Here is a 12,594-nt window from a genome sequence, read left to right as displayed (position 1 = left end):
TGAACTCCGGTGCGGGAAGCCTGTGAACTCCGGTATGGGAAACCTGTGGCCTCCCGCGGGGAAACCTGTGCGCCCCCGCGCGGAACAGCCCCACATGCGGAGCACAAGTCACCCACAGGGGAGGATTGCATTCCGCAGGTCACGGGTATGACGGGCTACGACCGTGAAGCGCAGGCCGGCCGTGTGGGAGGGACCTGTAATGATCCTGGAAGCTGTCGGCTCCGCCCTGCTCGGCGCGGTCCTCGCATGGGCGGCGGTCCGCCGTCTGTCCCACCGGCTGCCCGCACGTCCGCTGGTGTTCTGCACGGGCGTGGCCGGAGCCCTCTTCGGTGACTTCGTCACCCACAGCGCGCTGGGCCCCGGCACGGTCCTGCTGAGCCTCCTCGGCGCGGCGATCGTCTCCGCGGCCTCGCTGTCGCTGCTGCTGCGCCCGGCCAGGAGACTCCGGCGACGATCAGCCCCGGCGTAGGACCTGACCGACGCCGTCCGCAACGACATCCCGCGCCGGGGCGAAGCAACTACGCCGCCAGCCCCAGCGCCGCCATCCGCTTGGTGTGCGCCTCGGTGATGCGGGAGAACATCCTGCCGACCTCGGCGAGGTCGAAGCCGTCCGCGACGCCGCCGACGAGCATCGTGGACAGCGCGTCCCGGTCGGCGACGACCCGCTGGGACTGCGAGAGCGCCTCACCCATGAGACGCCGCGCCCACAGGGCGAGACGGCCGCCGACGCGCGGGTCGGCGTCGATCGCGGCGCGCACCTTCTCGACGGCGAAGCCGGCGTGTCCCGTGTCGTCCAGGACGGCCAGGACTAGCTCGCGCGTGTCGGAGTCGAGGCGGGCCGCGACCTCCCGGTAGAAGTCGCTGGCGATCGAGTCGCCCACATACGCCTTGACCAGGCCCTCCAGCCAGTCCGAGGGCGCCGTCTGCCGGTGGAAGCCGTCGAGGGCGGCGACGAAGGGCTCCATGGCCTGGGTGGGCTCCTCGCCGATCTCGGTGAGCCGGTCCCGCAACTGCTCGAAGTGGTGGAACTCGGCCGAGGCCATCTTGGCCAGCTCCGCCTTGTCCGCCAGCGTGGGCGCCAGCTTGGCGTCCTCCGCGAGCCGCTCGAACGCCGCGAGCTCTCCGTAGGCGAGTGCGCCGAGCAGGTCCACGACCGCGGCGCGGTACTGCGGGTCGCCCGAGGCCTTCGCCCAGTCCTGGGCGGCGACTCCGGTGGCTTCGGGCGAGGCTTCCACGGGGGCGTTGTCAGGCTTGTCAGAGCTCGTCATGAAGCGCACAATAGCCCGCCCGACGCCCGTCGGAAGCCCCTGGTCAACCACTGTGACGACGACTACGTGACCAATTCGGCCATCGCGTGTGCGCGATTCCGGGGTATGGTGGTAATGCGCCTGCTGGTACGTCGTCGTACCTCGACAGGCCGCACGTATGAGGATGCCCGGTCGGTGGCCCGATCGGCTCCGACCCGACAGCCCTCCTGGCCGTACGGCACTGTGCGTACGACAACCGGAGGGACACCCTCAGCGGTACGAGCGCTAGAGCGTCGACAGTGGTCCCGTGCCATACGGCTTGCCCGAGTGGTTTGCCCGTAAGGCAGCCGACGTCCCCGGCACGGTCCGTCAAAGACCCCCCGCGCTCGCCTCGCGCCGCGACTCACAGAAGAGGCAGCACCCTGACTACGACGTTCCGAGAACTCGGGATCCTTCCCGAGACCGCCGAGGCCCTGGAAGCCGTCGGCATCATCACCCCCTTCCCCATCCAGGAGATGACGCTCCCCGTCGCCCTCTCGGGCACGGATGTCATCGGCCAGGCCAAGACCGGCACCGGCAAGACGCTGGGCTTCGGCCTCCCGCTCCTTGAGCGCGTGACCGTCCCCGCCGACGTGGAGGCCGGACGCGCCGCCCCCGAATCCCTCACCGACACCCCGCAGGCGCTCGTCGTCGTCCCCACGCGCGAGCTGTGCACGCAGGTCACCAACGACCTGCTGACCGCGGGCAAGGTGCGCAACGTGCGCGTCACCGCGATCTACGGCGGCCGGGCCTACGAGCCCCAGGTCGAGGCCCTGAAGAAGGGCGTCGACGTGGTCGTCGGCACCCCGGGCCGGCTCCTGGACCTCGCGGGCCAGAAGAAGCTCAATCTGAGCCACGTCAAGTGCCTGGTCCTCGACGAGGCCGACGAGATGCTCGACCTGGGCTTCCTGCCCGACGTCGAGAAGATCATCAACATGCTTCCGGCCAAGCGCCAGACCATGCTGTTCTCGGCGACCATGCCGGGCGCGGTCATCGGCCTCGCGCGCCGGTACATGTCGCAGCCCACCCACATCCGCGCCACCGCGCCGGACGACGAGGGCGCGACCGTCGCCAACATCAAGCAGTTCGTCTACCGCGCGCACTCCATGGACAAGCCGGAGATGATCGCCCGCATACTGCAGGCCGACGGCCGCGGACTGGCGATGATCTTCTGCCGCACCAAGCGCACGGCCGCCGACATCGCCGAGCAGCTCCAGCGCCGCGGCTTCGCCTCCGGCGCGGTCCACGGCGACCTCGGCCAGGGCGCCCGCGAGCAGGCGCTGCGCGCCTTCCGCAACGGCAAGGTGGACGTCCTCGTCTGCACCGACGTCGCCGCGCGCGGCATCGACGTCGAGGGCGTGACGCACGTCATCAACTACCAGTCCCCCGAGGACGAGAAGACCTACCTGCACCGCGTCGGCCGTACGGGCCGCGCGGGCGCGAAGGGTACGGCGATCACGTTCGTCGACTGGGACGACATCCCGCGCTGGCAGCTCATCAACAAGGCGCTGGAGCTGGGCTTCAACGACCCGGTGGAGACGTACTCCACCTCCCCGCACTTCTTCGAGGACCTCGGCATCCCCGCGGGCACCAAGGGTGTTCTGCCGCGATCGGAGCGCACGCGCGCCGGTCTGGACGCGGAGGAGCTGGAGGACCTGGGCGAGACCGGTGGCCGCGGTGCGCGCGGTCGCGGTGGCCGGGGTGGCCAGGGCGGTCGTGGCGAGGACCGTTCCGCCGAGCGTGAGCGTCCGGCGCGTACACCGCGTCGTCGCCGCCGTACGCGCGGCGGAGCGGAAACGGACTCCACGGCCGGTACGACTCCGGTCGACTCCGCGTCGCCGGCCGCCGAGGCCGTCGCGGCACAGGAGCCGACGTCCACCCGGACCCCGCGCCGCCGTCGCCGCACCCGCGGTGGGGCGTCGTCCGCGGAGCAGCCGGTGGCCGTGGCCGCCCAGCCGACCGTGACCGAGGCCGCCGAGGCCGCGGTGACGACGGCGGAGGGTCCTGCCGCGATCGAGACCCCGGAGAAGCCGCGCCGCCGCCGTACGCGCAAGTCGGCGGAGCAGGCGGTGACGCCGGCCGAGAGCACGGCCGAGGTCGCCGCCGAGCCCGAGGCAGCGGTGGCCACGGCCCCCGCCGAGGCGCCGGAGGCGAAGCCGCGCCGTCGCACCCGCAAGGCCGCGGAGCTGGCGGCTGCCGCCGAGACCGCGGTCGACACGGCCGAGGCCGTCGAGGCCAAGCCGCGCCGCACCCGCAAGGCCACCAACGCCACCACGGCCGCCGTGGAGGCGCCGGAGACCGCCACCGAGGCCGTCGCCGTCGAAGCCGCGCCGCGCCGTCGTACGCGCAAGGCGGCCGAGGCCGTGGTCGAGACGGCCGAGGCCACCGAGGCGAAGCCCCGCCGCACGCGGAAGACCGCCGCCGCCCCCGAGGCGACCGTGGAGACCGCCGAGGCGACGCAGCCCAAGCCCCGGCGCACCCGCAAGGCCGCCACCACCGCCGAAGCCGCCGTGGACACGGCCGAGGGCACGGAGGCCAAGCCCCGCCGCACGCGGAAGACCGCCGCCGCCCCCGAGGCGACCGTGGAGACCGCGGAAGCGACGGAGCCCAAGCCGCGCCGCACCCGCAAGGCCGCCGTGGCCGTCGTGGAAGCCCCGGAGGCCGCCGAGGCCGAGGCCAAGCCCCGCCGCACCCGGAAGGCGACGGCTGCCGTCGACGCAGTCGACGGTGTGGAGGCCAAGCCCGCCGTGCGCCGGACCCGCAAGGCCGCCGCCGCGGTGAGCGCCGGTATTCCGGCGCAGGCCACCGAGGAGCCCGCGGCCAAGCCGCGCCGCACCCGCAAGGCCGCCGCCTCCGTCGAAGCCACCGCCGAAGCCACCGGCGACCCGGCCGAGGCGAAGCCCAGGGCGCGCCGGACCCGTAAGGCAGCCGCGGCCGTGGAGGCCCCGGAGGCCTGATCCGGCGAGCAGGCAGCGACCCGAGAAACAGCCTGACGGCCCGGCCCACCTCGTGTGGGACCGGGCCGTCGGCGTCCCTGCCCCACCGCGGCGGGCGGGCGCCCGATAGCCTCTGCTCATGAGCAGGCCTCCCACGTTCGCCCCGCCCCCCGGCGCCCGCGCGTACTCCCTGCGTACCGCGCGAGGCGAGTTCGCCGTCGTAGACGCTCCCGTGGCCGCCGGTACGGAGCCCAGGGGCATGGCGCTGCTGCTGCCCGGCTTCACCGGAAGCAAGGAGGACTTCAACCCGCTGCATGTGCCGCTGGCCGAGCGCGGGTACCGTACCGTCGCCGTGGACGGGCGCGGTCAGTACGAGTCCGACGGCCCGGAGCACGACGAATCGGCCTACGCGCAGGAGGAGTTGGCGCGCGACGTGCTGGCCCAGGCGGAGGCGCTCGGGACGCCCGTGCATCTGCTGGGGCACTCGCTCGGCGGGCAGATCTCGCGTGCCGCCGTGCTCATCGACCACACCCCCTTTCTGTCGCTCACCCTGATGGCCTCCGGCCCGGCCCAGATCTCCGTCTCCCAGCAGCAGCGCGTGAAGCTGCTGCGCGACGCGCTCGCCGTGATGTCGATGGACGAAGTGTGGGACGCGATACGGGCGATGGAGGCGCCGGAGGAGACCGAGACCGGCGAGCTCGACGAGGGCCTCGACGACCGGGAGGACCTGCGGCGCCGCTGGCTGGGCAACAAGCCTGCCCAACTCCTCGCCACGGGGCGCCAGTTGTGCACCGAGCCGGACCGCGTCGCCGAACTCGCCGCCGTACCCCTGCCGTTCCACGTCCTGTCGGGGGCGCTGGACGACACCTGGCCGGTGACGCTCCTCGACGAGATGGCCGTACGGCTCAGGGCCCGGCGGACGGTCGTCGAGGGCGCCGAGCACTCGCCCAACACCGACCAGCCGCTCACCACCGCCCGTGCGATCGCCGATTTCTGGGACCGGGTCGCACAGCAGGGCTAGTACTGCGTCTGCAGATGCTCCCAGAAGCCGTCCCGAAGGGCGCGGCGCAGGTCCGCCTGGCCGCGCAGGGAGTACTGGAGCAGGCCCTCGGCCTCGACGAGGAGGTCCTGGTCGACGGAGCCGGGCAGATAGGGGTGGCCCGGGAGCAGTTCGACGAGGGCCTCGCGGCCGCGGGCGGACAGCCATTTGGCGGCGATCTGGGCGCCGACGAAGCGGACGTCCTCGCGGGTCGGCCGATTGGCCGTGGCCTCGTACGCGGGCGCGGTGCGCCGGGAGACGTACGGCTTGAAGAATTCGAGGTCGAAGGTGCGCTGGCTGTCGACCTCCCAGAGCAGGGGCTCCGCCTGGTTGCGGCCCTCGGGGGCCTCGATGCCCCACAGGTGGACGCGGGCGCCGTACCCCTGCGCGGCCTCCACCGCCGAGACCAGGTCCTCGTCGCCGCCGATGAGCGCCGCGTCGCTGATGGCGCGGTGGCGGGCGAGTGACTCCAGGTCGGTGCGGATCAGCGAGTCGACGCCCTTCTGCTGGTTGTTGGCGTTCAGGTTGCCGAGGCGGACCTTGACGTCCGGGAGTTCGGCGATGCACTGCTGCTCGGCCGTGTGGATGCGGCGCCGGGCGCCGTCGTACCAGTAGACCCGCAGCAGCCTGCTGTCCGCGAAGATCGTGCGGGCGCGGTCGATGAGCGCCTCGATCAGGCCCTCGGCGTCGAGGTCGAAGGCGCGTCGGTCCTCCGTCCCGGCCACCAGCCGGCCCGTGGCCGCGTACAGATACCCCGCGTCGACGAAGATCGCATGGGTCGAGGGCGTCTTCGCCACTTCGGCGAGCATGCGCTGCAGCAGCTCGTTCGTGCGCTCGATGCGGGCCTGCAGGGCCGCGAGGTCGTCGTTCATCGCCTCCATTGTCCTGGCGGTCACGCTGCGAACACAACCGGTCCCGGTCAGTCTCGTGGCAACCTCTTACCAGTCGGTAATTAGGCGTTCGAAAAATTTCTTTAGCGTAGGGAATGTTTGTAACACGCAGCCCGTTGACTATGACGGAACAGCAAGACGAAGGGAGAGGCCATGCGCTTCGAAATCATGCGACTCGACGAGGTCGACGGGACGACCGTGGACAGCACCGTCGTGGATGCCGCCTCCGTCAACCGGATAGTCCAGCAGGCCGCCGCGATCGGCCAGCGCCTGTGGATCCGACCGGCCGAGACCACGGTCTCGTAACAGACGCGGATCACCGTAAACAGACGCGGATCACCGCTGAAGCTTCAGAGCCCCCGTACGGCACCGACGCCGTACGGGGGCTCTGCGCATGCGTGGGCTCCGGAAACCCGGGCCTCACACGCCGGACCCGGGCCTCACACGCCCTTGATCACCTGCGTGACCCCGTTGATGATCTGCTGCACGGCGATGGCGGAGAGCATCATGCCCGCCAGCCGCGTCACCAGGACCACGCCGCCGTCCTTGATCAGCCGGATGATCAGCAGCGAGTAGCGCATCACCAGCCACAGCACGACATGTATCGCGAGGATCGCCGACCACACCGACACCTGCATGGCCACGCTGTCGGCCTTCTGCACGGCCAGGATGACGGAGACGATCGCGCCCGGCCCGGCCAGCAGCGGCATGCCCAGCGGTACGAGGGCGACGTTGACGTCCTTGGTCTGCTTGGGCTCGTCGGTCTTGCCGGTGAGCAGGTCGAGCGCGATGAGCAGAAGCAGCAGCCCGCCCGCGATCATCAGCGCCGGGACGGAAACGTGCAGGTAGTTCAGGATCTGGTGGCCGAGCAGTCCGAAGACGGTGATCACACCGCAGGCGACACAGACGGCCTGGAAGGCCATGCGCTTCTGTACCTTGCCGGGGCGTCCGGCGGTCAGCGCGAGGAAGATCGGGGTGATCCCGGGGGGATCCATGATGACGAAAAGGGTGAGGAAGAGGGAGCCGAACACGGCGACGTCGAACATGGGTGAGCAAGCCTTGCGAGTGAAGAGGGAGAAGTGCGAGTGAAGAGGGCGGGGGGGTGAAGGTGAGCGTGAGGGGGTGCGCCTCAGGCTCCGCCGGTCCCCGGCACCGGGAACGCCCCGGTGGCCCGCCGCGTGATCTCCCCGTACACCTCGGGGTCCGTCGTGTACTCGCCCAGCGCCACGGTCTTGCGGCTGCCGTGATAGTCCGAGGACCCCGTGACCAGCAGCCCCAGCTCGGCGGCGAGCCCGCGCAGACGCGTCCGGGCGTCGGCGTCGTGGTCCATGTGGTCGACCTCGATGCCGTCCAGACCGGCCGCGGCCAGCTCCGCGATCCTGGGCTCGGGCACCGTGCGACCGCGCTTGGCGGCGGCCGGGTGCGCGAAGACGGCTACGCCGCCCGCGCCCTTGACGAGCCGGATCGCCTCGAAGGGGTCGGTCTCGTGCTTCTCCACGAACGCCCGGCCGCCGTCGGCCAGCCACTCGGGCGTGAACGCGTCGCTCACCGTCGGTACGACACCGAGCTCGACGAGCGCGGAGGCGACGTGCGGACGCCCGACGGAGCCGTTGCCCGCGATCCGCGAGACCTGCTCCCAGGTGACCGGCACGCCCAGCTCGTTCAGCTTGGCGATCATGGCCTTGGCCCGCGGCACCCTGTCGTCCCGGACCAGCTCGCGCTCGGCGAGCAGGGCGGGCTCCTCGGGGTCGAAGAGGTAGGCCAGCATGTGCATGGAGACGCCGTCGAGACGGCAGGAGAGTTCGGCGCCGGTGACGAGGGTGAGCCCCGCCGGCAGCGCGGCGAGGGCCTCGGCGTATCCGCGGGTGGTGTCGTGGTCGGTCAGCGCGACGACGTCCAGACCGGCCGCGGCGGCGTTGCGCACCAGCTCGGCCGGGGTGTCCGTGCCGTCGGAGGCCGTGGAGTGGCAGTGCAGATCGATGCGCACGACGCGGACACTCCAAGCGGTGACGGGACGGAAGGGGACACCCAAGGATAGCCGGGTCCCAGGGGTGCCCTGTCACACCCGCACCCCCTACCCGCCCCCTACACCCCTCCCCCTGCACCCCCTACAGGCAACGCTCAGGGTTGCAACAGTCTCGGCGACAGCGCGCCGCACGGCACCAGGTCCAACTCTGCGCCCGCGTCCCGCAGATCGGTCAGCACCAGTTCGTCGTACATCAGCAGCCCGGTCTGCTCGGGCCAGACCACCGCCCACAGCCACAGCCCGCGCGCCTCGCCGGCGAACACGGCGCGGTCGTCCGGGGAGCCGGTGACATGCCAGAGCGGGGTCGGGCGTCCGGCGGCCAGCACCTTGGCCTGGGGCGGCTTCTCGACGTTCATGTACGGCCCCGGGTCCGGGCCGTCGATGCCCGCGTAGCGCGCACCCAGACCGACACCCAGTTCCTCGGCGACCAGGATCATCTCGCCCATGCCGCCGAGCGGACCGGGCCCCGAGCAGGCCACCGCGGTCGCCCGGCCGCCGCTGCGGTCGTCGCCCGCGCAGGCCACACCCGTGAACAGCCATCCCACCGGCAGCGGCCATGGCATCCAGACCGGCACCTGGGTGCGATGCACCACCACGCCGAGGGCCTCGACGCTGGGCGGGATCACGGGCTGCACCGGATGCACGGTCCCGTGCACATCGCACTGCCACGAATCGGCGAAGAGTCCGGGAGCCCTGACCCGGCCACCACACTTCGGGCAACTGGGTTCGCCCCTCATAGGGCCCCACGGTCCTACCCCCGCTCCCCCACGTCAAGGACGATCACCCGTCCGGACGGAACCGGTCACGGCGCAAAACAAGATGCATCTTGCATTAGTTAGTCGAGCTAACTTAGTATGTGTAGATAGCAACCATCTCCTCGTCGGGAACCTCGGGATTGGAGCGGACATGGACGCGTTCGACGCGGGTGCGGGCGGCATCCTGCGACAGCCCAAGGCGGTCTGGGCGACGGCTGGAGCCTCCGTCGTCGCCTTCATGGGCATCGGTCTGGTCGATCCGATCCTGCCGTCCATCGCCCACGGCCTGAACGCCACCCCCGGACAGGTCTCCCTCCTGTTCACCTCCTACTTCCTGATCACCGCCGTGGCGATGCTGCTGACCGGTTTCGTCTCCAGCCGGATCGGCGGCCGCAAGACCCTGCTGCTCGGGCTCGCGTTCGTCGTGGTCTTCGCCGGTCTCGCGGGCACGTCGGACTCGGTCGGCCAACTGGTCGGCTTCCGGGCGGGCTGGGGCCTGGGCAACGCCCTGTTCGTGTCGACCGCGCTCGCGGTCATCGTCGGCGCGGCGGCCGGCGGGAGCGCGGCCGCGATCCTGCTCTACGAGTCCGCCCTCGGCCTGGGCATGGCCTGCGGCCCGCTACTGGGCGCGCTGCTCGGCAACATCAGCTGGCGCTACCCGTTCTTCGGCACGGCCACCCTGATGGCGATCGGCTTCCTGTGCATCGCGGCATTCCTGAAGGAACAGCCGAGGCCCGCGCGCAAGACCTCGGTCCTGGACCCCATCAAGGCACTGGGCCACGGCGGACTCGCCTCCGCGGCCGTCTCGGCGTTCTTCTACAACTACACGTTCTTCACCGTGCTGGCCTTCACCCCGTTCGTGCTGAACATGACCCCCTACCGGTCGGGGGCCGTGTTCTTCGCCTGGGGCCTGCTGCTCGCCGTCTTCTCGGTGATCGTGGCGCCGCGGATGCAGGAGCGGTTCGGCTCGCTGAAGGTGCTCGGCGGCTCGCTGGTGCTGCTCGCCGCCGATGTGCTCGTCCTCGGCTACGGCAACCACACCACGGCCGTCGTCTGCACGATCCTGTCCGGCGCCTTCATCGGCGTGAACAACACGGTCTACACCGAACTGGCCCTGGGCGTGTCGGACGCGCCGCGCCCCGTGGCGAGCGCGGGCTACAACTTCGTACGGTGGTTCGCGGCCGCCGCGGCGCCCTACTTCGCGCCGAAGATCGAGGAGTGGACCGACGCGCGCATCCCGTTCGTGGTCGCGGCGGTCACCGCGGTGCTGGGCGCGCTCGTGGTGCTCGTACGGCGCGAGGCCCTCACGAACGAGGCCGAGGAGCTGGAGACCGCGCACGCCACCGAGGACGGCGTCACGGTCTTTGCCAACTGACCGATTCCGGACTTGCGTTGGTGAGATCAGTCACTCCCGCAAGAGTCGCCGTCAGTCGAGCGGGACGGATCCGCGGGCGGGATCGCGCAGATCCGTCCCGCTCGCGAGCCAGCGCTCCTGGAGGGCCTGGGCGCCGTGCACCCGCTTCCAGGCGGCCTCGTTCGGGGTCATCGGGAGCAGCGGCAGGAACCGTACGGGATCCATCGGCTCGTCGAGCGCCAGATCCTCGATCAGCCCGCCCGGCTCACCGACCAGGACCGAGGTGAACGGGGCGCCGGGCCACAGGGGTTCGCCCACGTCGAGGGAGGCGCCCGGAGCCACGACGACACCCTCCACCTGCGGGGACGCACCGAGGACGGCGAGCGGGCGGAGCACCTTGTCGGTGTCGGCGCGACCGGCGCGGAGGGACAGGACCAGCTCCGCCCGCGGTCCCTCGACCGGGTCGGCGAGCATCGCGTTGGGGTCCGTCATGGGGTGCGCGGACATGCCGAGCGTGGCGTAGCGGACGAGGTCGCCCTCCTGGAAACGGAGCACCTCGATGCGGTCCGTACCGAGGAAGGTGACCGCGGCGCGCGCGTCCGGTTCTCCGAGCGTGGTGCTCAACCGTGCCTCGACAAGAGGAAGAACATCAACCATGCGGTGAGCATAGAACTCGTCAGTACCGGGCAAAGCCGCGCCTTGACACTATGGGCGGCTGATACTCTGAGCCGGTGGTTCGGGACAGCACGCAGAAGCGTCGCGATCGGGTCCCGACGCCGATGAGACTCCCTTACGAGGGACCGGCCGGAGGAGGTGGGGCTGCGATGGACCGAAGTCGACCGTGCAGTACCACCCGCTCTTCCTGCCGTTGAACTAGCTGCTTCGGCTCGTCTGCCTGGCTGCCGCCTCCCGCGTGCGTGCGCGCTCCAGTCGTCGTACGGAAGAGCACTTCGTTTCGTTTTGCCTGATCTGTCTGATCTGTCTGGCCTGTCTGATCTGCATCAGTAGCCGAATCAGCAGCGAAGCCACCACCGCGACGGAGCGGTGCTCCCCGCTTTGTGGACGTGCCAAACATCCCGTAGCACGGACGTCCTCATTCCGGGCAGTTCCACCCGTCGCAGCGGCCCTTGCGCGCCTCGCTGCTCGTTGCGAAGGAGCCTGCCATGTCGATGATCCGCGACCTGCGTGCCGTGGTCCGTCCCTCCCGTCCCTCGCTGCGCAAGAGCAGCCTGCGGATGGACACGGGCGCGTACGACACCACCCGCGACCCTTCGACGCCCTCGGCCGTCGTCGACTGCGCGGTCTACCGCGACGGCGCCCGGGTCGAGAGCGCCAAGCCGATGACCCCGCAGGAGGCGATGCGGCTGGTGCGCCGTGACGGGGGGTTCGTGTGGATCGGTCTGCACGAGCCGACCGAGGCCGAATTCGCCGGTATCGCGAGCGAGTTCGGGCTGCACCCGCTGGCCGTCGAGGACGCGGTGCAGGCGCACCAGCGGCCGAAGCTGGAGCGCTACGACGACTCCCTCTTCACCGTCTTCAAGACCATCCACTACGTCGAGCACGACCAGCTGACCGCCAACAGCGAGGTCGTGGAGACCGGTGAGGTGATGTGCTTCACCGGCCGGGACTTCTTCATCACCGTCCGGCACGGCGGGCAGGGCTCGCTGCGGGCGCTGCGCCACCGGCTCCAGGACGACCCCGAGTTGCTCGCCAGGGGTCCCTCGGCCGTGCTGCACGCCATCTCCGACCACGTCGTCGACGGCTACATCGCGGTCGCGGACGCGGTGCAGGACGACATCGACGAGGTGGAGACCGAGGTCTTCTCGCCCGGTCGCAAGGGCGGAGTGTCACGTGGTGTGGACTCGGCGCGGATCTACCAGCTCAAGCGTGAGGTGCTGGAGTTCAAGCGCGCGGTCTCGCCGCTTCTTCGGCCGATGCAGCTGCTGAGCGAGCGTCCGATGCGGTTGGTCGACCCGGACATCCAGAAGTACTTCCGGGACGTCGCCGACCACCTGGCCCGCGTCCAGGAGCAGGTGCTCGGCTTCGACGAGCTTCTCAACTCCATCCTCCAGGCCAACCTCGCGCAGGCCTCGGTCGCGCAGAACGAGGACATGCGCAAGATCACCGCCTGGGCGGCGATCATCGCGGTGCCGACGATGGTGTGCGGTGTGTACGGCATGAACTTCAAGTACATGCCCGAGCTGCACTGGAAGTACGGCTACCCGGTGATCATGGGCATCACGGTGGCCCTGTGTCTGGGCATCCACCGCACGCTGAAGCGCAACGGCTGGCTGTGAGGGCGGCCGTG

General features: G+C 70.7%; 12 protein-coding genes. 6 read left to right on the top strand and 6 right to left on the bottom strand.

Annotated features, from left to right (window positions below; genetic code table 11):
* Positions 1–199: 199 nt before the first annotated feature.
* Positions 200–469: a hypothetical protein gene (locus AB0I54_RS02905; RefSeq protein ID WP_363294070.1), complete on the top strand. Its 270-nt coding sequence runs from the start codon at positions 200–202 to the stop codon at positions 467–469.
* Between the two features lie 49 nt (positions 470–518).
* On the opposite strand, the gene AB0I54_RS02900 is transcribed toward AB0I54_RS02905, so the two are convergent.
* Positions 519–1,277 carry a ferritin-like domain-containing protein gene (locus AB0I54_RS02900; protein WP_363294069.1) on the bottom strand — a complete coding sequence of 253 codons (759 nt, stop codon included), beginning with the start codon at positions 1,275–1,277 and terminating at the stop codon, positions 519–521.
* A 485-nt stretch (positions 1,278–1,762) separates the two neighbouring features.
* Here AB0I54_RS02900 and AB0I54_RS02895 point away from each other — a divergent pair, with 485 nt between their 5' ends.
* Positions 1,763–4,243, top strand: a complete 2,481-nt coding sequence (locus AB0I54_RS02895; RefSeq protein WP_363294067.1) for a DEAD/DEAH box helicase — start codon at positions 1,763–1,765, stop codon at positions 4,241–4,243.
* 118 nt (positions 4,244–4,361) lie between these two features.
* Positions 4,362–5,243 carry an alpha/beta hydrolase gene (locus AB0I54_RS02890; protein WP_363294065.1) on the top strand — a complete coding sequence of 294 codons (882 nt, stop codon included), beginning with the start codon at positions 4,362–4,364 and terminating at the stop codon, positions 5,241–5,243.
* Here AB0I54_RS02890 and AB0I54_RS02885 read toward each other — a convergent pair.
* A complete protein-coding gene (locus AB0I54_RS02885) occupies positions 5,240–6,133 on the bottom strand; it encodes an NYN domain-containing protein (RefSeq protein ID WP_363294362.1) in 894 nt (297 codons plus the stop codon). The genes AB0I54_RS02890 and AB0I54_RS02885 overlap by 4 nt on opposite strands.
* Before the next feature lie 171 nt (positions 6,134–6,304).
* Here AB0I54_RS02885 and AB0I54_RS02880 point away from each other — a divergent pair, with 171 nt between their 5' ends.
* Positions 6,305–6,457, top strand: coding sequence for a hypothetical protein (locus AB0I54_RS02880; RefSeq protein WP_363294064.1), 153 nt, complete (start codon positions 6,305–6,307; stop codon positions 6,455–6,457).
* Positions 6,458–6,591: 134 nt separating this feature from the next.
* Here the strand turns inward: AB0I54_RS02880 and AB0I54_RS02875 are convergent, their stop codons facing one another.
* The 3 genes from AB0I54_RS02875 to AB0I54_RS02865 all read right to left on the bottom strand — a co-directional run bounded on the left by AB0I54_RS02875 (position 6,592) and on the right by AB0I54_RS02865 (position 8,914).
* Positions 6,592–7,197: a MarC family protein gene (locus AB0I54_RS02875; protein WP_363294063.1), complete on the bottom strand. Its 606-nt coding sequence runs from the start codon at positions 7,195–7,197 to the stop codon at positions 6,592–6,594.
* 83 nt (positions 7,198–7,280) lie between these two features.
* On the bottom strand, positions 7,281–8,138 hold the full coding sequence (locus AB0I54_RS02870; protein WP_363294062.1) for a PHP domain-containing protein: 858 nt from the start codon (positions 8,136–8,138) through the stop codon (positions 7,281–7,283).
* Positions 8,139–8,272: 134 nt separating this feature from the next.
* Entirely contained in the window at positions 8,273–8,914 is a 642-nt protein-coding gene (locus AB0I54_RS02865; RefSeq protein WP_316748169.1) for a DUF6758 family protein, read from the bottom strand.
* A 169-nt stretch (positions 8,915–9,083) separates the two neighbouring features.
* On the opposite strand from AB0I54_RS02865, the gene AB0I54_RS02860 reads away from it, so the two are divergent.
* Positions 9,084–10,307 (top strand): MFS transporter, encoded by a 1,224-nt coding sequence (locus AB0I54_RS02860; protein WP_363294061.1) that lies wholly within the window; start codon positions 9,084–9,086, stop codon positions 10,305–10,307.
* 51 nt (positions 10,308–10,358) lie between these two features.
* Here AB0I54_RS02860 and AB0I54_RS02855 read toward each other — a convergent pair whose 3' ends face one another.
* Positions 10,359–10,943: a suppressor of fused domain protein gene (locus tag AB0I54_RS02855; protein ID WP_363294060.1), complete on the bottom strand. Its 585-nt coding sequence runs from the start codon at positions 10,941–10,943 to the stop codon at positions 10,359–10,361.
* Positions 10,944–11,449: 506 nt separating this feature from the next.
* On the opposite strand from AB0I54_RS02855, the gene AB0I54_RS02850 reads away from it, so the two are divergent.
* Entirely contained in the window at positions 11,450–12,583 is a 1,134-nt protein-coding gene (locus tag AB0I54_RS02850) for a magnesium and cobalt transport protein CorA (RefSeq protein WP_363294059.1), read from the top strand.
* Positions 12,584–12,594 lie beyond the last annotated feature (11 nt).

The organism is Streptomyces sp. NPDC050625 (genome assembly GCF_040654755.1).
GTDB lineage: Bacteria > Actinomycetota > Actinomycetes > Streptomycetales > Streptomycetaceae > Streptomyces.
This window is presented reverse-complemented; position numbering and strand designations above follow the sequence as displayed.

Excerpts from the sequence above, each read along its gene's own strand:
- AB0I54_RS02875 (WP_363294063.1), bottom strand. The coding sequence starts at position 7,197 with ATGTTCGACGTCGCCGTGTTCGGCTCCCTCTTCCTCACCCTTTTCGTC.
- AB0I54_RS02865 (WP_316748169.1), bottom strand. The coding sequence starts at position 8,914 with ATGAGGGGCGAACCCAGTTGCCCGAAGTGTGGTGGCCGGGTCAGGGCT.
- AB0I54_RS02880 (WP_363294064.1), top strand. The coding sequence starts at position 6,305 with ATGCGCTTCGAAATCATGCGACTCGACGAGGTCGACGGGACGACCGTG.
- AB0I54_RS02860 (WP_363294061.1), top strand. The coding sequence starts at position 9,084 with ATGGACGCGTTCGACGCGGGTGCGGGCGGCATCCTGCGACAGCCCAAG.
- AB0I54_RS02850 (WP_363294059.1), top strand. The coding sequence starts at position 11,450 with ATGTCGATGATCCGCGACCTGCGTGCCGTGGTCCGTCCCTCCCGTCCC.
- AB0I54_RS02890 (WP_363294065.1), top strand. The coding sequence starts at position 4,362 with ATGAGCAGGCCTCCCACGTTCGCCCCGCCCCCCGGCGCCCGCGCGTAC.
- AB0I54_RS02895 (WP_363294067.1), top strand. The coding sequence starts at position 1,763 with ATGACGCTCCCCGTCGCCCTCTCGGGCACGGATGTCATCGGCCAGGCC.
- AB0I54_RS02905 (WP_363294070.1), top strand. The coding sequence starts at position 200 with ATGATCCTGGAAGCTGTCGGCTCCGCCCTGCTCGGCGCGGTCCTCGCA.
- AB0I54_RS02885 (WP_363294362.1), bottom strand. The coding sequence starts at position 6,133 with ATGAACGACGACCTCGCGGCCCTGCAGGCCCGCATCGAGCGCACGAAC.
- AB0I54_RS02855 (WP_363294060.1), bottom strand. The coding sequence starts at position 10,943 with ATGGTTGATGTTCTTCCTCTTGTCGAGGCACGGTTGAGCACCACGCTC.